The sequence below is a fragment of the Sphingobacteriaceae bacterium genome (assembly GCA_016715905.1).
Classification (GTDB): Bacteria; Bacteroidota; Bacteroidia; order B-17B0; family Aurantibacillaceae; genus Aurantibacillus.
Genome location: JADJXI010000020.1, coordinates 28417 through 46977, shown reverse-complemented (window position 1 = coordinate 46977; position 18561 = coordinate 28417). Strand labels below are relative to the sequence as shown.

Genomic DNA, 18561 nt, shown 5'->3' with positions numbered 1-18561 from the left:
ATTGTTCAGGGATTTTTTTTTGACCGTATATCTTTCTAAATCTATATTTATCCGGCTTGGATACTCACGCCGCCGCCTAAACCACTTCCCCCTCCAATTTCTTTTCCGTTTTTATCTCTACTATTATCTCCCGGGTTTTTATCTATTAGTTTGTTATACGGGTCAACTCCAAACATAAAAGGTTCCTGATCAACTATTACTTCTAAGGTATTTGATTTTTTATTGAACTTGTGCTTTTTTAAATAAAAACTTTCGCCTAAAATTTTGGATGAGTTATCATTCTTACCAAATACGCCCACATCAATCCAATCATTTAAATCTACTTCTTTTGCTTTACCTACACTATCACTTTGTGATTTATAACACTCAATAGTTGCTGTAATTTTAAATTTACCATCATTCATTTTTTGGTATGACCAATCTTTCACTTTATTATCAAACACCACTATACGCTCAAACAAATCCTTTACCGTTTCCAGTAAAGTATCAGGCGTGGCATTTTTAATAAAATCATAAAACTCCATAGATGTTGTAAAAGGCGGTTCCTGAAAGCCTACTTTTTGAATATACTTTTTGAGCGCATTATTCAGTGAATCTTCCCCAATATAATCCTTCAAAGCGTACATTACCACACTGCCTTTATTATAATGAATGTATTGTTGATTCTCACATAAAATGAGTGGTTGTTCTTTTTTACTTTCTCCGCTACGTGCACCTAAATAGGAATTCATTTCATACTTTAAAAATTTGCGCATAGCACCTTTTCCGTATTTCTTTTCCATCACCATTAAAGCGCTATATTGACTCATTGTTTCTGACATTACGGTACATCCCTGTACGTTAGCGCCAATCACCTGATGTGCCCACCATTGATGAGCAACTTCGTGCGCTGTTACGTAATAAGTATAATCAATAGCATCCGGATCACTTTCATCCAATCGGGCAATAAACCCAATACTTTCAGAATATGGAATAGTGTTTGGAAAGGATTGCGCAAAGGATGAATAACGCGGAAACTCAAGTATGCGAACTTGTTTGTGTTGATAAGGACTGAAGTTTTTTGAATAATAGGATAATGAAGCCTTTATGGCATCAATCATCACGTCAATATTATATTCATGACCTTTATGGTGGTAAATTTCAATATTTACATCTTTTCCTGCTTCAATTGGATTTACCCATTTATCTTTTTTGACTTCATATTCGGCAGATAGAAAGGCATAAAAATTTAAAATAGGCGCGTCCATTTTATAATGGAAATGGCTTCTTGTTTTTCCGGTTTTTGGATCTTTGTCTTTCCATTCCTTTTGCAAATATCCCGGTGCAATAGCAATTTGGCCATCTTTAGTAGATAATTTACATTCAAATCTAATCCAATCTGCGTCAGAAGAAATATAAGTGTTGCCATATTTACTTGAATCATAAACCGAAGCCATTCGGGGTTTAGGTGACAGATTGTATTTTTTACGAGTTGCATTATCACCAAGTTCCGAATCTTCACTATATCCTATGCTAGGTAATATACCGCTATTAAAGAACGTGCCGTTTTCTACAATTTGGGTTTGTTGTTTTTTCATGATAAAGTTTTTCGGAAAAAAACTTAAATCAAAATCGAATTTAATAGAATCACCCGGGTTTAAAGGAGAATTTAATTCATAACCATAAAACCCGTTCTTTTGGTCATCAATAAATTTTTTGCTGGGTATTGAAAACTTAAACGTTTCGATTTTTATCCGCTCAGAAATATTTACAAAAATTCTTTTTACGGCTGCCTTATTTTTATTCTTCAAAAAATAATAGCCTTTTACTGTTGCACCTAACTCATCGGGATAAATATCTACTTCCAAATTAGATTCGACGACACGGGGTTGTAATTCATTTTTATATTTTTTGTAAGCTAATTCAAAATCAACCGTTTTTTGCTCCTGCATTTTAGAAGTAACATACGGATTGAGCACGCGTATATTATAATATATCACACTACCACAGCCCACAAAGAAAAAACCACCTAACAATAATGCTAGTTTGTACGCTTTATTGAATCCTTTCATTCCTACTTTAAATCTGGTTTTAAATGAAGTTTCTTTTCCTCTTTGATAGATCGCAACCGCAAATGTTGCGAAAATTAGCATAATGCCTAACCAATAAAATTTATTCACAAAAAATGTTCCAACCGTATGTCCCATTTTATTCATATCCGAATAAGTCATTGTTCCGCCTCCTGAATTGAATCGCAATAAATCATTACTATAATCAAAGGCATTTAAAATGGCCGGTATTCCAAAAAGAACCAACACCGTAGCAAAAAAACCAATATACCTGTTTTTAAAAAATACTTGTAAGTTTAAAGCAAGAGCCACTAAACCAATTAAAGAGAATGTTTTCATTCCGAATAATTCTCTGACGTAAAGCCCTATTTCATAATTATAATAACCCTCATAGGTTTGTATCCCAATACAAGTAAGCATACAAACTGCAAAAACGCTTAAACAAAGCAATACAATTGAAATAAACTTGGAGGTAAATAAAACAATATTCTTAACCGGACTTGCCCCTACCAATTCGTCAATCTTACAATCTCTTTCTCTCCAAACCACCACACCGGAATAAAAAATTACAAGTATTAGAAGGAAAAAAGTAAATAAACCTGCAGCTGTATCAATTTGCTTATAGGTTACCGGCCAAGTAACTGTTCCATACATTACACCCGAATAACTATTTACCAATACGGTTAACAGAATACATAGAGAAATGATTATGTAGAAAAATATGGAGCGAGAAATTTTTCTGAATTCAAATTTGCTTAAAAAAAGTATTTGAGAAAACACTAATTTACGATCAAACACCTGAGTTACTTTGGGAAGTTGACCCATGGTTTGAATTAATTTGGATGGTTGCGATTTTCTTTCTGCTTTTTTACGACTGAAAATAGAAACCGGATTTAAAAACTGATTGAAATTAAATCTCCAAAAGGTAAGCCCTAATAAAAGCAGAGAAATTAAAAACCAAAAAACTCGGTTCACTAAAATATATCCGCTAAATGGAATTGGATTAACATTGCTCTCGGCCGGAGTCCAATATTCAGTAGCAAACTGTAATGCTTGTTGTCCGAACGGATCAATTAAAGTAGCCATGGTTTTATTATCCAAATCGCTGGTGATAGTACGAGCAATGCCGGCAATCACTAAAAATAACAAGCTTCCTACATAGCCACTGGTCATGTTTCTGGTCCAGGTAACCAGACTGAAAAAAACCGAACCAATCATAAATACATTGGGCAAAGTAAAAATTAAAAACGCCTGCAGGTAATTTGAAAAATGATTTTCGGTAATTTGCCCATTCTCATTCGGCGCTATTGCAAAGGCCAAGTACAAACCAATAATTAAACCAACACTAACTAATACCGTTAATAAAAAAGAGGCGGTGAAACGGCCAAACAAATAACTTGTTTTGGAAAATGGTTTCGTAAAGTAAAACGGGAAACAATTGTACTGAAAATCTTTTTGCACACACCCGGCCATTAAAGCTACACAAACCAAAATAGTAATAAGCCCTAATAAATAATCTGAACTGAAGCTGGTTAAAATTCCACCAATCATAATTGGCGAATTTAAATACGTATTGGTATCGTTTGTCACCTCGCTAAACATGCCACTGGCTGCTGCGCCCAATAAAAAAGAAATTGCAAAAAATATAACAAAATAAATATAAACTCCCGGACGTTTAAGCCACAGTTTTAGCTCGAATAAAAATATTTCTTTAAACATGAATTAGTTTTTATTTTGATTAATAAAAGAAAAATAAACGTCTTCCAAATCCGCATCAACCTGTTTAAATTGGCCGGATAAATTGTTCTCATTCATGAGATGCACAATTATTTTGCCATCTGCTACTTTAGTAGAGATAACCTGATGATGTAAACGGAAATCGGCTAATTCTTCCTTGGCAATAGTAGCAGAATAAATTTTTCCTTTTAATAAATCTAAGGCTTCGCTGGTTCGGCCTTTAAACATAACCTGACCTAAATTCATTACAGCCATATTGCTGCATAAATTGCGAACGTCTTCTACAATATGCGTAGATAAAATCACAATAATATTTTCTCCCACTTCGCTCAACAAATTATGAAAACGGTTTCGCTCCTGTGGATCTAAGCCCGCGGTAGGCTCATCTACAATTACAATTTTTGGATTTCCCAATAGCGCCTGTGCAATACCAAAACGTTGGCGCATACCACCACTATAATCACCGATGTATCGATGACGTACTTCATACAAATTAGTTTGATTGAGTAAAGCATCGCAAATTTCTTTCCTTTCCGACTTATCAGAAATTCCTTTGAGTATGGCAAAGTGGTGTAACATATCTTCAGCGCTTACTTTCGGATAAAAACCAAAATCCTGAGGCAAATACCCCAACACTTTTCTCACCTCGTCTTTTTTATTGATCATGTCGAGTTCATCCAGGAAAATAGTTCCACTACTGGGTTCCTGCAAAGTAGCGATTGTTCGCATGAGGGTTGACTTTCCTGCACCGTTAGGCCCTAGTAAACCAAACATCCCGTTAGTAATTTCAAGATTTACATCCGTTAGCGCTTTAGTGCCGTCGGCATACAATTTACTTAAGTTGGAAATTTTTAAAAGCATGAGATTAGATTTTGATTAAAATTATATAGAATAAAATTAAGCGATTTGCCAAATAATGCAAAATAAAAGGTATTAATTACTCAGAATGGGGGATTTTTGGAAAACTACTAATTCACTAAGGGTAAAACATCATTTACCAATTAATTTATAATCCTCTATATTCAAGTGTTTGGTGCAAAAGAAAAATTCATTTTGTATATTGTTTGAACATACTATCACCGTTCTGTCACCTGCAAATTCCTGAATCATATTTTTGTACCAGTCAATCGCCTGCGCATCCAAGTTGCTAATGGGTTCATCCAATAACAATAAGCCGCTGTCGCATAATAAAGCTAAAGCTATTTTTAAGCGTTGCTTCATTCCGCTCGAAAACTGTTTGATGAATTTATGTTCGGAAGCCTGTAAGCCCGACAATTTAATTAAATCGTTAATCTGCATGGAAGAAATGAGCGGTTTGTATGCCACAATATGCTCGGCCATTTCTCTTAACGTAAAATCTTCTACCAATTGTAAATAAGGAGATGCAAAAGAAATCTGTTTGTATATATCCTGTATTTGAATGGATTCATTTCCTTTAAAAGTAATTTCCCCTTCATTTAAGGAAATAAATCCACTGATTATTTGTAATAAAGTTGATTTACCTGAGCCGTTTCCTCCTTGTATAACTAGTCTATCCCCCGGCAAAATTTCCTGGTTCAGATTTCTGAAAACCCACTCTCTGCCAAACTTTTTACCTGCATTGTTTATTGAAATGGTAAGGGCCTTCATCTTTTTAAAATACGGGATTAAATTCCCCTCACAATACCGTCTTTCTGGTTTCTGATAAAATCCAGAATTTGTTTTCGATAAATACTATCCGGAATTTCTGATTCTACAATTTCCAACGCATTCGTTAAGTTATGTCCGCGTACAAAAATAATTCTATAGATATCTTCAATTTGCTTAATCACTTCCTTGTCAAATCCTCTTCTGCCCAATCCGATGGTGTTTACACCAATAAACTGAAGCGGTTCGCGAGCAACACGGATATAAGGCGGCACACTTTTTCTAACCAACGAGGCTCCGGCAATAAAAGAGTGTGCACCAATATTTACAAATTGCTGAGCAGAAACTACCCCTTCTATAATCGCAAAATCCTCAATGGTAATGTGCCCTGCCAAACTTCCATTATTGGCTATAATCACGTTATTTCCAACAATACAGTCGTGTCCTAAATGCACATAAGCCATAATCAAACAATTGTTTCCAACCTTAGTGGTCATACGATCAGCTGTGCCTTTATGTATAGTGGCATACTCGCGTATAACGGTGTTTGATCCAATCACCGTGTTAGATTTTTCGCCTTTGTATTTTAAATCCTGATTCACTATACCAATTACGGCACCCGGAAAAATCTGACAACCTGAGCCAATAATGGTATCCGGATAAATTAAAGCATTGGGATGTATATATACGTTATCTCCTATTTCCACATCATCAAAAATGGTGGCAAATGGACCAATGCTTACATTCTTACCTATTTTTGCTTTCGGACTTACCGAAGCGAGATTTGAAATCATGTTAATTTACTTCAGCGGTTTCTTTAACTTCTTTGCCTTTTACTTTAGAGAGTAGCGCCATCATTTCAGCTTCCATTACTTGTTTTTCACGCACAAAAGCTTCACCGCGCATATGCACAATTCCACGACGAATGGGAGTAACTAATGATAATCTGAAAACAATAGTATCTCCCGGAATTACTTGTTGTTTGAATTTAACTTTATCTATACTCATAAAATAAGTCAAATAATTTTCGGGGTCGGGTACTTTGCTTAAAGCAAAAATTCCGCCAACTTGCGCCATAGCTTCAATTTGAAGCACACCAGGGAAAACAGGAGCTTCCGGAAAATGTCCTCTGAAAAAATCCTCATTCATGCTGATGTTTTTCACACCAACAATTCCCTCTTCCGTAATTTCCATTATTTTATCTACAAATAAAAAGGGCTGACGATGCGGCAATATTTTTTGAATTTGATTTATGTCGTATAAGGCCGGTTTATTTAAATCGTAAGGTGTGATGATGTTTTTCTTTTTCCGCATGGCCTCTTCGCGTATCATTTGCTTTATTTTTTTAGCAAAAGAAACATTGCCGGCATGCCCCGGACGTGCAGCGAGTACGTGAATTTTTAATGGTTTTCCGGCTAAAGCCAAATCGCCAATAATATCCAGTAATTTATGACGGGCCGGTTCATTATAATAATGCAATTGCGTATTATTTAAAACGCCTTTTCCTTTAACTTCAACATGTTCCTTATTAAAAACTTTACGTAAATGATCTAATTTTTCTTTGGGCAACTCGCGATCTACTAATACAATGGCATTATCCAAATCTCCTCCCTTAATCAAATTATGTTGCAACAATGCTTCCAGTTCATGTAAAAAAACAAAGGTTCTGCATTTTGAAACTTCTTCTTTAAACTGATCTATAGAATATATTCCTGCATGTTGTGTGCCTAATACCTCACTATTATAATCTACCATTACGGTGCAACGATACGTATCTTGAGGTACCGCAAGCATTTCTACTTTTTTAACCGGATCTTCGTAAGTTAAGTTTTCAGTTAATTCAAAATACGTTCTCTCCGCTTCTTGTTCAACTATACCGGCTGCTTCTAAAGCTTCAATAAATTTCCAAGAACTTCCGTCCATGATTGGCATTTCGGGTCCGGTCATCTGAATCAAACAATTATCTATTCCTAAACCCACCAATGCAGCAAGCACATGTTCGGTGGTATAAACTTTGGCTCCGTTTTTTTCTAAAGTTGTGCCTCTTGCCGTATCAACCACCAAATCCGCATCCGCTTCAATAATCGGTTCGCCTTCCAAATCACAACGTTGAAATTTATACCAATGATTTTCAGGTGCAGGCACAAAAGTAATTGTGTTTGGCTCACCGGTATGCAAACCAACACCGGTAACTGAAATTTTTTGTTTAATGGTTTTTTGTTTTTCGGCCATCTTTTTTAAATCTATTAGGGTAAAGATACCAATATTTTATAAATAGGAAACCTCAATTTTTCGGGAATGCTAAACCAAATTTGTGAATAAATCCGAGCGAGTTACATGTTTAGATAACGCATAAATTCATCCATCCGGTTCTTATAATCTGAATTATAATCGCCTTGCTGAAAATGCGCTTTTACGGTATAGTTATATCGGGCAAAAGTTTGTAAAATTCCCGATAAATCTTCTCGGTTAACTTTAATGGTTACTTCCATTCTGCTACTATCCGGATCGGAAGAAACATGTAAACTCAATATTTTAGAATCATTTCCTTCAATTATTCCGGCTATTTGGGTAAGAGAATAATCTACCTGATTTAATTCCAGTACGATTACACCGCCCGGATTTTGAACGGACATCATTTTACTGATGTTTTGAACTATGCCTTTTAACGTAATACAGCCTTTATACAATTCATTTTCATCCAACACCGGCATTAAGGTTAAATTAAGACTACTCATTAGCTTTACTAAATCATAAGTGTGCTGATAATGATAGATAATGGGTTTTAATAAAGCTACTTTGGTAGAATTGATTTGCTCCTCGGGGTGCTCATAGTCCAGTAAATCTGCTTCCGATACCACACCAATTAATTCACGATTATGAACCACAGCCAAATGCGTTACCTTAAACTGCTCCATCCAGTCTAAGGCCATTTCCACCGTGTCCGTTACTTTTAACGGAGGAATCTCGTCTGTTATTAAATCGCCAACCAACATATTCTGTATTCAAAATTAGGAAATAAGTTTTACTTTTAATCTCTTTAAGTTACGAAAAATTAGTGTGATGTGCAAATTGAGTGTGAATATAAATAAAATTGCAACCCTGCGTAATGCCAGAGGTGGAAATGTGCCTGACGTATTAAAATGTGCAGCGGACATTCAACGATTTGGCGCGAACGGAATAACCGTACATCCAAGGCCCGATGAAAGACATATCACTTATGCCGATGTGCGGAATTTAAAAAAAATAGTATATACTGAATTCAATATTGAAGGTAACCCGAAAGAAAATAAATTTATTGATCTGGTTTTAGATGTAAAACCTCAACAAGTTACTTTAGTGCCCGACGCACAAGACCAACTAACGAGTAATCAAGGTTGGGATACCAAAACGCACAAAAAATATTTACAGGAAATAATTCAGGTATTTAAAAAAGCGGGAATCAGAACTTCGATTTTTGTGAACCCGGAAATTGCCATGATTGAAGGAGCTTTGGAAACGGAAACTGATCGAATTGAATTGTATACTGAAGCCTATGCCAGTACTTTTCTTACCAATAAAGAAAAAGCAATAGCTCCCTTTATTACTGCAGCGCAAAAAGCGCATCAACTTAAATTGGGTGTGAACGCCGGACACGACTTGAGTTTGGAAAATTTGCAGTACTTCAATAAAAATATTCCGCAATTAGAAGAAGTTTCTATTGGGCATGCTTTAATAAGTGATGCCTTGTATTTTGGTTTAGAAAACACCGTGCAAATGTATTTACGAAAGTTAAAATAAACGTAGGATGAAATTAGCTTATAGAGCGTTTGGAAGCGGAAAACCTTTAATTATTTTGCATGGTTTATTTGGTCAAAGTGATAATTGGAACACACTAGCCAAACAATTTGCCGAATCGGGATTTCAAGTTTTTACAATTGACCAGCGCAATCATGGATTAAGTGATCATAGTACGGAGTGGGATTATGAATGCATGGCTAATGATTTGCGCGAATTTATAGATACGCATCAACTGAAAAATCCAATTTTGTTGGGTCATAGTATGGGTGGTAAAACGGTGTTGTTTTTTGAATGGATGTTTCCGAAATATGCCGAACAATTAATTGTTGTTGATATAGCAACCCGGGCCTACACTCCGCATCACAATGAAGTTTTAAATGCATTAAATGCCGTAAATTTTGATGAAGTAAAATCAAGAAAAGATGCTGAAGTTATTTTGGGTGAATATATTCCTGACTTTGGAACAAAACAGTTTTTGCTTAAAAATATTTACTGGAAAAGTACCGAAGAAAATAAATTAGATTGGCGATTTAATTTAAAGGTTATCGGAGATAATTACAATAATATTGGCGTTATGGTACCCGAATTTAATAGCACCGTTCCTTGTTTGGTCATAAGCGGTGAGAAATCAGACTACGTGAATTTAAATGATCAGGAAGATTTTAAAAAAAGATTTTCTTCTATACAGTTTTTATCTGTTCCTGGTGCGGGACATTGGGTACATGCCGAAAAGCCCAAGGAATTTTTTGAGGCAGTGATTCGTTTTATAAAGTGATGTGATCATTTTAGTTATCGGTTTTGGAATCTGTAATTTCTTATTAAATCACGCTGATTTCAATTCCCATTAAGAAAAAAATAATTAAAATTCCGCCAACAATAATCCGATAATAACCCCACATTTTAAATCCGTATTTATTTAATAAACCTATAAAAGTTTTAATAGCGATGAGCGCCACTATAAAAGCCACTACATTGCCAAAAGCGAGTATTTTTATTTCTTCGTTATTCAACACCAATCCATCTTTATAAAAATCCAATAATTTTTTAGCCGTAGCTGCAAACATGGTGGGTACAGCCAGAAAAAAAGAAAATTCAGCTGCAGCTTGGCGCGATAATTTTTGACTCATGCCACCAATGATCGTGGCTGCGCTTCTGCTCACACCGGGAAATAAAGCCAAACATTGAAATAAACCAATTTTCACTGCTGTAATATTTTTTCACACCTTCCTCATCTTTTATCTTTTCCTCTTTAAACCACTTGTCTACAAATAAAAATATTATTCCACCAACAAACAAAGCTACGGCTACGCCAAAAACATTTTCTAACAATGCATCTATATAATCACCTAATAATAAACCGGCAATTGCGCTTGGAATGAAAGCAAAAAGTAATTTAATATAAAAATTAACTGTTCTGAAAAAACGTTTGAAATACAATACAACAACACTTAAAATTGCACCAAATTGTATTGCCACGGTAAACAACTTTACAAAGGAAGTGTGTTCCATTCCCAAAATTGCGGTGGTAATCATCATGTGACCGGTTGAAGAAATAGGAAGGAATTCACTTAAGCCTTCTACTATGGCAATAATTAATGCTTGTAAATAAGTCATATTGCCGGTAAAAATAATTGTTTATACAAAATAAAAAACTATCGCTGAATTAGTTTACCCATGTTATATTGTGAATAAAATAATTGGTATCCCCCTGCCAGAAAAATGCGTGAATGCGTTCTTTATAATGTAAGATAACTTTTTTACCCTGGGCCATTTCAAGACTTTTATAAATAGAATCTTGTTCGATAGAAAATTTAAATATAGAAGCCGGCATTATAGTGCCATCTCCCTGGCTAAATCCACCAACATTCAATTCCCCTTCATACGTTTTAAATACGTAACCTTTTTTACTTACTTTAGTTAATATACCTGAGCGAGTACCTTCGCTATAGGTCATGCCACAAATAAAATAGTAAATACTTAATGATACAATGAGTACTGAAAGAAAAATGACAAAGAATTTGCGCAGCTTGTATTTAAAAGGGCGTTGAACCGGTGGTTTATTGTCCGGAGAGTCTATCATTTTGCAGGTTCACCTTCGTTTTTGGGGCGCCACATGATGGAGACAATTATCGTAACAAAACCTGCCAAACAAACCATAGGAGCCAAGGTTATTCTTTGGAAGTCGAATATAGCCGGGTTGAAAACATTTGGATCATCGCTTCCTCCACCTATCATTAAAAGATAACCTATGAGAATAAGCAGTACGCCAGTGATTAGAATATAATAATTCTTTTTTGTGAAAGTTGTTTTCATTGTAAATTAGAAAGTCAAATATAGCTATTTTGCCCGACAGCGATTGAAAAAATCACTCTGTAAATCAGTTAAAATTTCGTAATATTGTTGATTATCATTTAACATGGCAAAAGTTGCATTAATTACCGGTATTACCGGACAAGACGGGGCCTATTTGGCTGAACTTTTATTATCCAAAGGCTATCATGTGCATGGCATTAAAAGAAGAAGTTCATTATTTAACACAGACAGAATTGATCATTTATACCAGGATGTTCACGAAAAAAATGTAGTGTTTAAGTTGCATTATGGTGATTTAACCGATAGTACCAACTTAATTCGTATTATTCAAGAAGTACAACCGGATGAAATTTACAATCTGGCCGCACAATCTCACGTAAAAGTAAGTTTTGAAACGCCGGAGTATACAGCAAACGCTGATGCCATTGGTGCACTAAGAATACTTGAAGCCATACGTATTTTAAAACTAGAAAAGAAAACCAAGTTTTACCAGGCCTCTACCAGTGAATTATATGGTTTGGTTCAGGAAGTTCCCCAAAAGGAAACCACCCCTTTTTACCCGCGCTCTCCTTATGGAGTTGCTAAATTATATGGTTTCTGGATAACAAAAAATTACCGCGAGAGTTATGGCATGTTTGCCTGCAACGGAATTTTATTTAATCATGAAAGTCCGATCAGAGGTGAAACATTTGTAACCAGAAAAATTACCAGAGCTGTGGCAAAAATTAGTTTAGGCATGCAGGATACACTTTTTCTAGGAAACTTGGATGCCGAGCGCGATTGGGGTCATGCCAAAGATTATGTAGAAGGCATGTGGCGTATGTTGCAACAAGATGAACCGGATGATTATGTTTTAGCAACCGGCATAAAAATTTCGGTTCGGGAATTTGTAAACATGTCGTTTAAAGAAGTTGGAATAGAATTAAAATGGGAAGGAAAAGAAGAAAACGAGAGAGGAATAGATATTAAAACAGGGAAAGTTTTGGTGGAGGTAGATAAAAATTATTATCGACCGGCTGAGGTAGATTTACTGGTAGGTGATGCCACAAAAGCAAAAACAAAATTAGGCTGGAAAACTAAATACACCGTTGAAACACTTTGTAAAGAAATGGTAAAGGCAGATGTGGAATTGTTTAAGCGTGATAAATATTTGTTGGAAGGCGGGCATAAAGTTTTAAGTCCAAACGAATAATAAATGGAGCTAAATTCCAAAATATACATTGCCGGACATAAAGGCATGGTAGGTTCGGCCCTTTTAAGAAATCTGCAGCAAAAAGGTTTCGATAATTTTATTTTTCGTGATTCTAAACAACTCGATTTAAGAAGACAAACTGAAGTAGAAGAATTTTTCAATGCTGAAAAACCAGACTATGTTTTTTTGGCTGCTGCAAGGGTTGGAGGAATTAACGCCAACAATACCTACCGGGCCGAGTTTCTGTATGACAACCTTTGCATACAAAATAATGTGATTCATGCATCTTACATTAACAAAGTAAAAAAATTATTGTTTTTAGGCTCCTCTTGCATTTACCCAAAAATGGCACCACAACCACTGAAAGAAGAATATTTGCTTAGTGGTTATTTGGAAGAAACAAACGAACCGTATGCGATTGCAAAAATTGCCGGAATAAAAATGTGTGAAAATTACCGCAGGCAATACAATTGTGATTTTATTAGTGTTATGCCTACCAATTTGTATGGGCCGAATGATAATTATAACTTAAATAACTCCCATGTTTTACCGGCCTTAATCAGAAAATTTCACGAAGCCAAAGAAAATAATGCCCCTGAAGTTACCATTTGGGGAACCGGAAATCCATTACGTGAGTTTTTACACGCCGATGATATGGCTGATGCCTGTGTGCATTTAATGAAAACATACAGTGGTGTAAAGCACGTAAATATTGGCTGCGGAACAGATATCAGTATTAAAGATCTTGCATTACTCATTCAAAAAATAGTAGGGTATAAGGGAGAAATAAAACACGATTTGAGTAAACCGGATGGCACTCCAAAAAAATTAATGGATGTGAGTTATTTAGAAAGCTTAGGTTGGAAATATAAAATTACACTAGAAGAAGGCATAAAAAGTGTATATGAGGATTTTAAGAAAAAGCAAAACGTAAAAACTTGGTAAAAACTTCCATTAACACTATATTATTTGGTAAAGTCGAAAACAAAATATAATCGCTTTTTATTTTTTACAGCTGCCTTATTATTTTCTAAAATTTATTTTGCTCAGTTTTACAACATGCCCGTTGATTATGCATTTTCATTGCTTACGGAAAAAAAACTGGCAAACAAAGATTCATCTATACATGCCGGCTTAAAACCCTACATTCATTTTTATTCTTCAAAATACGAACATGTACCCGACACGCACCGTATCTTTAAATTCATTTCAGATGACCCGGCGCTTGATATTGCTTTCTTTAAACACACACTTGATTTTTCTCCCAAAGGAACTAACGCACGTTTTATTCTTGATCCAATTTTAAATATTCAACCCGGAAATGATTACTACAAAGGAAATAAAACGCAAACCTTTACAAATACCAGAGGACTTATTGGCTCGGCTTACATAGGAAATAAAGTTTACGTTGAAACTATGTTTAGTGAAAATCAAGCCCGATTGCCATTTTATGTTGACTCCTTTGCTCGAGTGTTTGGTGTTGTGCCCGGACAGGGAAGATGGAAAAAATTTAAAGAATCCGGCTTCGACTTTGCTTACTCATCCGGTTTTGTATCGATACAAGCAACAAAACAAATTAATGTGCAATTTGGTCACGGTAAACACAAAATCGGAAATGGTTATCGCTCGCTACTATTAAGTGATAACTGCTTAAATTATCCCTATGCACGAGTAACACAACAGTGGTTCAAGGGTCGTTTGCAATACACCAATATCTATGCCTTGTTCATGAACCTAACACCGGCCTCAGCTAAATTTTCTCCATATGCCGAACCGCTGCTTCAAAAAAAACCAGCGGCGTTTCAATACTTGAGTATAAACCCTACGAAATTTGTTAATGTTGGGTTTTTTCAGGGCATTATTTGGGATGCGGGAGATCTAAAAAACAACTATCATGTAAATTATAATTATTATAACCCGTTTATATTTTCAACGGCAGCTACTAAAGGTTTAAACGACAGTAATAATATTTTAATTGGAGGAGATATTAAATTAAAAATAACCAACAAAATAAATATTTACGGACAGGTAATGATAGATGATTTAACTCCTGATGTTGATTTTCAGAAGGGTATGGGCTATCAAGCCGGTCTTTGTTTTTACGACTTACTTCGGGTAAAGAACTTATTCTTACAAGTAGAATACAATGACGTATACCAAAACAGTTATTTAAGTCCAGTCACAACTCGTAAAAATCAATCGTACTCACACTACAATCAAACTTTAGGATTTACGCCGGGACACGGAAAGGAATTATTTATTATGGCGGATTATAAACGGAAGCGATTAATTCTGAACGCTAGGTATCATTTAATTGAAAGAGAAAAAGACAATGATTACCTCAGTTCTACCGAAATTGCCAATTTTTCGATTGGTTATTTACTTAACCCGTCATACAACCTAAATATAAACATGGGTTATACCTATCGTAATGAGAATTTTCCTAATTTTAAAGTATTAAGTAATCAAACCAATTACGTGTATCTTATGTTACGCACCGGATTAACCAATCTCTATTTCGACTTTTAATGAGCGTATTGATACTTGCATTTTTCACCGCATTTATAGTGGTATTATACTCAACTCCCGCGTTGATTAAAGTTGCTGTATTAAAAAGATTGATTGACTCCCCCACCGAAGATCGTAAAATTCACAAACGATCTATCCCTACCATTGGAGGAATTATCATATTTGCAGGGACTTTATTTGCATATACACTATGGTATAGTGTTGAAGATTTACAACACTATGATAAAATTTTACAATCAGTAAAAGAATTTAAACTGGTTATTGCCACAAGTATAATATTATTTTTTGTTGGAGTAAAAGATGATATAATAGGTACTGCACCGGTAAAAAAATTATTTGCACATATAGTTGTTGCCCTTATTTTAGTATTAATGGGTGATATAAGAATTACCAGTTTGCATGGCATTTTTGGAGTTTATAACATTCCCATTTGGGGTAGTGTTTTCTTATCGATATTTACTTATGTAGTAGTAGTTAATGCTTTTAATTTAATTGACGGCGTTGATGGACTTGCTGCCGGTGTTGGGCTACTGAGTTCGGTAGCTTTTGGTATTTGGTTTATTTTTGCGAAAGAATTTCCTTATGCTGCATTATCTTTTTCTTTGGCAGGTGCTTTATTTGGTTTTTTAATTTTTAATTTTTCTCCGGCTAAAATATTCATGGGCGACTCAGGCTCATTAGTAATTGGTATGTTTATTTGTGTTTTAGCCATTCGCTTAATTGAATATCCTACCTCGGCTTTAGATAATTTTTGGGTTCATGTGAGTAAACCTGTATATGCCGTTGCCGCTTTAATTTATCCTTTGTTGGATACCTTAAGAGTTTTCATCATCAGAGCATTAAAAGGTGCTTCCCCTTTTCAGGCTGATCGCAATCACTTACATCATAAATTAATTGATTGCAAATATGGCCATGCCAAATCGGTAATAATTATATACCTGTTTACTATTTTCACTATTGGGGCTTCTTTACTTACATACTTTATCTACGAAGCAACTTTTGGATTATTAACTATTTTATTCACGAGTCTGATTTTTCTTTTAGTAGTTTTAGGAATTAATAAATCGGTCAAAAAAAACAATCGGATTTCCAGAAAAAAATACGAAACTGATGATGAAATGTGATTAAACAATGAAACACGCCTTTAAAATATTTTTCATTTTCCTAATACACCTATGTGCTTTTTCGCAGTCACCCTGGGATTTACAACAGTGTATACAATATGCAATTAGTCACAATATTTCACTTAAACAATCTGCTTTAAATAATGAAATAAACAAAAACAACAGCAATCAATCCAAAGCTAATGTTTTACCTACATTAAATGTTGGAGCACAACATAATTATAATTTTGGTAAAACGGTGGATCGTTTTTCCGGTACTTTTGCCAATACTCAATTTTTATCGCAAAACTTTTTCGCAAGTACAAATTTGGTGCTTTGGAGCGGCCTTTCTCAGTACAATACCATTCGCGCCAATGAATTTAATTATTTAAGTGGAATTGAAAATTTAAAACAACAGGAAAATGATTTGTCGCTGAATGTAGCAAACGCTTATATCAATGTGGTTTTTAGTGAAGAGCTTTTAAAAATATCTACAAGCCAGTTTAATGTAACCAAAGAACAATTAGAACAAACCATGAAATTGGTAAACGCCGGCGCCTTGGCTAAAAGTGTTGAGTACGATATCAGAGCTCAATTAGCTAATGAGGAATTAAATGTAACGAATGCGGATAATAATTCTAAACTCGCCGTATTAGGACTTCGGCAATTAATGAACTACGATAGTATTGCTAATTTTGATGTTAGTCGACCAACGATTGAAATTGAAAATAATACTTTGCTCGAAAACAACGTGCAATATATATATGAAACGGCTCTAAAAAATCAGCACAACATAAAGAGCGGAGAATATGCGATAATGAGCGCTGACCGAACTTACGCAGCCAGTAAAGGACGAATTAGTCCTTCCTTGAGTTTAACCGGCTCTATAGGTACTGGTTATTCCGGAGTGGCAAAACGATTGGCCGGTTACAATAATGTAACTGACACTTTAGGAAATATTCCCGGTATAGGGCCATTGGTTTATAACAGACAAGATCCTTTATTTGAAGAAACACCTTTTTCAAATCAAGTGAAAGATAACGTAAATAAAACGATAGGTTTTACTTTAAACATTCCATTGTTTAACGGACTTCAAACACATACTTCGATTAAAAATGCAAAAATTAGTTTGTTGAATTCGAGATATACCCAGGAATTAAATCAGCAAAATCTGTATAAAACTATTGCGCAGGCGCATATGAATGCAAAGGCAGCACTAAACAAATACAATGCAAGCAAAAGTAATGTAACTGCAGCAAGCGAATCATTTAAATATGCTCAGCAAAAATTCAACGCAGGCTCAATCAGCGCCTTTGATTTTACAAATTCAAAAAACAGACTGTTTGCTGCCGAAAGTAATTTACTTCAGGCCAAATACGATTATCTTTTTAAAATAAAAGTATTAGACTTTTATCAGGGCAAACCCCTCACCTTCTAATAAAAAAAGGGCGTAAAAATTTACACCCTTCTCGTCAAAATCATTTTAAAATTATGAATTCACTAAAAGCTTAAAGCCTTTGCCGTGTATATTGATAATCTCAACTTTTGAATCATCGCGTAAGTATTTTCTTAGCTTGGCTATATAAACATCCATGCTTCTGCCATTAAAATAATTATCATCATGCCAAATAGTTTTTAATGCAAAGTTTCTGTCTAATACATCATTTTTATGTACACATAACAAACGCAACAACTGACTTTCTTTGGTAGTTAATTTCTGTTCATTAGTTCCGCTTTGCAGAATTTGTTTTTCAGAATTGAAACTGTAATTGCCAATTTTAAAATTAACATCATCACTTTCGGTTGAACGAACTTTGTTTGTTCTGCGTAAAACTGCATTTACACGCACCAACAATTCTTCCATACTAAATGGCTTGGTAATATAATCATCAGCTCCGGCATTGAATCCTTCAATCGTATCTTCTTTCATGCTCTTGGCAGTTAAGAAAATAATGGGCACATTTTTATTTACTGTTCTGATTTCTTTGGCTAGCGTTAATCCGTCTTTAACCGGCATCATTACATCTAGCAAAAGCAAGTCGAATGAATCTTTAAAAAATAAATCAGCACCTTTTTTACCGTCGTTAGCTAATTTGGTCTCAAAACCTTTAGCCTCGAGATATTCAAGTAACAATGGACCTAGACTTTCATCGTCCTCAACTAGTAATATCCTGGTTTTAACATTTTCCATAGCTTATTTGTTAAATTTTAAATTAAAGATAGCATGAAACGT

16 protein-coding genes and 1 pseudogene are annotated in these 18561 nt (G+C 34.9%); 7 read left to right on the top strand and 10 right to left on the bottom strand.

The features are described 5' to 3' along the window. Nucleotides 1-47: 47 nt before the first annotated feature. The 6 genes from IPM51_15655 to IPM51_15630 form a co-directional block, all read right to left on the bottom strand. On the bottom strand, nucleotides 48-3767 hold the full coding sequence (locus IPM51_15655; GenBank protein ID MBK9285732.1) for an ABC transporter permease: 3720 nt from the start codon (nucleotides 3765-3767) through the stop codon (nucleotides 48-50). Between the two features lie 3 nt (nucleotides 3768-3770). After that, entirely contained in the window at nucleotides 3771-4646 is an 876-nt protein-coding gene (locus tag IPM51_15650; GenBank protein MBK9285731.1) for an ABC transporter ATP-binding protein, read from the bottom strand. 129 nt (nucleotides 4647-4775) lie between these two features. Then, on the bottom strand, nucleotides 4776-5414 hold the full coding sequence (locus IPM51_15645; protein ID MBK9285730.1) for an ATP-binding cassette domain-containing protein: 639 nt from the start codon (nucleotides 5412-5414) through the stop codon (nucleotides 4776-4778). Between the two features lie 17 nt (nucleotides 5415-5431). After that, nucleotides 5432-6205 (bottom strand): acyl-ACP--UDP-N-acetylglucosamine O-acyltransferase, encoded by a 774-nt coding sequence (gene lpxA, locus IPM51_15640; GenBank protein MBK9285729.1) that lies wholly within the window; start codon nucleotides 6203-6205, stop codon nucleotides 5432-5434. A gap of 1 nt (nucleotide 6206) precedes the next feature. Further along, nucleotides 6207-7643: a bifunctional UDP-3-O-[3-hydroxymyristoyl] N-acetylglucosamine deacetylase/3-hydroxyacyl-ACP dehydratase gene (locus tag IPM51_15635; GenBank protein ID MBK9285728.1), complete on the bottom strand. Its 1437-nt coding sequence runs from the start codon at nucleotides 7641-7643 to the stop codon at nucleotides 6207-6209. A 101-nt stretch (nucleotides 7644-7744) separates the two neighbouring features. After that, nucleotides 7745-8407 carry a CBS domain-containing protein gene (locus tag IPM51_15630; protein ID MBK9285727.1) on the bottom strand — a complete coding sequence of 221 codons (663 nt, stop codon included), beginning with the start codon at nucleotides 8405-8407 and terminating at the stop codon, nucleotides 7745-7747. A 67-nt stretch (nucleotides 8408-8474) separates the two neighbouring features. On the opposite strand from IPM51_15630, the gene IPM51_15625 reads away from it, so the two are divergent. Beyond that, nucleotides 8475-9191 (top strand): pyridoxine 5'-phosphate synthase, encoded by a 717-nt coding sequence (locus IPM51_15625; GenBank protein ID MBK9285726.1) that lies wholly within the window; start codon nucleotides 8475-8477, stop codon nucleotides 9189-9191. Nucleotides 9192-9198: 7 nt separating this feature from the next. Beyond that, nucleotides 9199-9966, top strand: a complete 768-nt coding sequence (locus IPM51_15620) for an alpha/beta fold hydrolase (GenBank protein ID MBK9285725.1) — start codon at nucleotides 9199-9201, stop codon at nucleotides 9964-9966. A gap of 43 nt (nucleotides 9967-10009) precedes the next feature. Here IPM51_15620 and IPM51_15615 read toward each other — a convergent pair. From IPM51_15615 to IPM51_15605, 3 genes and pseudogenes are all read right to left on the bottom strand, one after another. Next, nucleotides 10010-10805, bottom strand: a pseudogene (locus tag IPM51_15615) (undecaprenyl-diphosphate phosphatase). 49 nt (nucleotides 10806-10854) lie between these two features. After that, nucleotides 10855-11271 carry a hypothetical protein gene (locus tag IPM51_15610; protein ID MBK9285724.1) on the bottom strand — a complete coding sequence of 139 codons (417 nt, stop codon included), beginning with the start codon at nucleotides 11269-11271 and terminating at the stop codon, nucleotides 10855-10857. Next, entirely contained in the window at nucleotides 11268-11504 is a 237-nt protein-coding gene (locus IPM51_15605; GenBank protein ID MBK9285723.1) for a DUF3098 domain-containing protein, read from the bottom strand. Before IPM51_15605 ends, IPM51_15610 begins: the two co-directional genes overlap by 4 nt. A gap of 103 nt (nucleotides 11505-11607) precedes the next feature. Here IPM51_15605 and gmd point away from each other — a divergent pair, with 103 nt between their 5' ends. From gmd to IPM51_15580, 5 genes are read left to right on the top strand one after another with little or no spacing between them, the layout of a single operon-like run. After that, the gene (gene gmd / locus IPM51_15600) at nucleotides 11608-12696 is read left to right on the top strand and encodes a GDP-mannose 4,6-dehydratase (protein ID MBK9285722.1); all 1089 of its coding nucleotides are present in this window, start codon (nucleotides 11608-11610) and stop codon (nucleotides 12694-12696) included. A gap of 3 nt (nucleotides 12697-12699) precedes the next feature. Beyond that, a complete protein-coding gene (locus IPM51_15595) occupies nucleotides 12700-13641 on the top strand; it encodes a GDP-L-fucose synthase (protein ID MBK9285721.1) in 942 nt (313 codons plus the stop codon). A 24-nt stretch (nucleotides 13642-13665) separates the two neighbouring features. Next, nucleotides 13666-15225, top strand: coding sequence for a hypothetical protein (locus tag IPM51_15590; GenBank protein ID MBK9285720.1), 1560 nt, complete (start codon nucleotides 13666-13668; stop codon nucleotides 15223-15225). After that, complete coding sequence (locus IPM51_15585) at nucleotides 15225-16349, top strand: undecaprenyl/decaprenyl-phosphate alpha-N-acetylglucosaminyl 1-phosphate transferase (GenBank protein MBK9285719.1); 1125 nt, start codon at nucleotides 15225-15227, stop codon at nucleotides 16347-16349. The genes IPM51_15590 and IPM51_15585 overlap by 1 nt, the downstream gene beginning before the upstream one ends. Before the next feature lie 7 nt (nucleotides 16350-16356). Continuing rightward, the gene (locus IPM51_15580; protein MBK9285718.1) at nucleotides 16357-17766 is read left to right on the top strand and encodes a TolC family protein; all 1410 of its coding nucleotides are present in this window, start codon (nucleotides 16357-16359) and stop codon (nucleotides 17764-17766) included. A 51-nt stretch (nucleotides 17767-17817) separates the two neighbouring features. Here the strand turns inward: IPM51_15580 and IPM51_15575 are convergent, their stop codons facing one another. Further along, complete coding sequence (locus tag IPM51_15575; protein ID MBK9285717.1) at nucleotides 17818-18519, bottom strand: response regulator transcription factor; 702 nt, start codon at nucleotides 18517-18519, stop codon at nucleotides 17818-17820. Between the last annotated feature and the right edge of the window lie 42 nt (nucleotides 18520-18561).

Bases quoted from the DNA above. Each gene is read 5' to 3' on its own strand.
- IPM51_15655 (MBK9285732.1), bottom strand. From the start codon at position 3,767: ATGTTTAAAGAAATATTTTTATTCGAGCTAAAACTGTGGCTTAAACGT.
- IPM51_15650 (MBK9285731.1), bottom strand. From the start codon at position 4,646: ATGCTTTTAAAAATTTCCAACTTAAGTAAATTGTATGCCGACGGCACT.
- IPM51_15645 (MBK9285730.1), bottom strand. From the start codon at position 5,414: ATGAAGGCCCTTACCATTTCAATAAACAATGCAGGTAAAAAGTTTGGC.
- lpxA (MBK9285729.1), bottom strand. From the start codon at position 6,205: ATGATTTCAAATCTCGCTTCGGTAAGTCCGAAAGCAAAAATAGGTAAG.
- IPM51_15635 (MBK9285728.1), bottom strand. From the start codon at position 7,643: ATGGCCGAAAAACAAAAAACCATTAAACAAAAAATTTCAGTTACCGGT.
- IPM51_15630 (MBK9285727.1), bottom strand. From the start codon at position 8,407: ATGTTGGTTGGCGATTTAATAACAGACGAGATTCCTCCGTTAAAAGTA.
- IPM51_15625 (MBK9285726.1), top strand. From the start codon at position 8,475: ATGTGCAAATTGAGTGTGAATATAAATAAAATTGCAACCCTGCGTAAT.
- IPM51_15620 (MBK9285725.1), top strand. From the start codon at position 9,199: ATGAAATTAGCTTATAGAGCGTTTGGAAGCGGAAAACCTTTAATTATT.
- IPM51_15610 (MBK9285724.1), bottom strand. From the start codon at position 11,271: ATGATAGACTCTCCGGACAATAAACCACCGGTTCAACGCCCTTTTAAA.
- IPM51_15605 (MBK9285723.1), bottom strand. From the start codon at position 11,504: ATGAAAACAACTTTCACAAAAAAGAATTATTATATTCTAATCACTGGC.
- gmd (MBK9285722.1), top strand. From the start codon at position 11,608: ATGGCAAAAGTTGCATTAATTACCGGTATTACCGGACAAGACGGGGCC.
- IPM51_15595 (MBK9285721.1), top strand. From the start codon at position 12,700: ATGGAGCTAAATTCCAAAATATACATTGCCGGACATAAAGGCATGGTA.
- IPM51_15585 (MBK9285719.1), top strand. From the start codon at position 15,225: ATGAGCGTATTGATACTTGCATTTTTCACCGCATTTATAGTGGTATTA.
- IPM51_15580 (MBK9285718.1), top strand. From the start codon at position 16,357: ATGAAACACGCCTTTAAAATATTTTTCATTTTCCTAATACACCTATGT.
- IPM51_15575 (MBK9285717.1), bottom strand. From the start codon at position 18,519: ATGGAAAATGTTAAAACCAGGATATTACTAGTTGAGGACGATGAAAGT.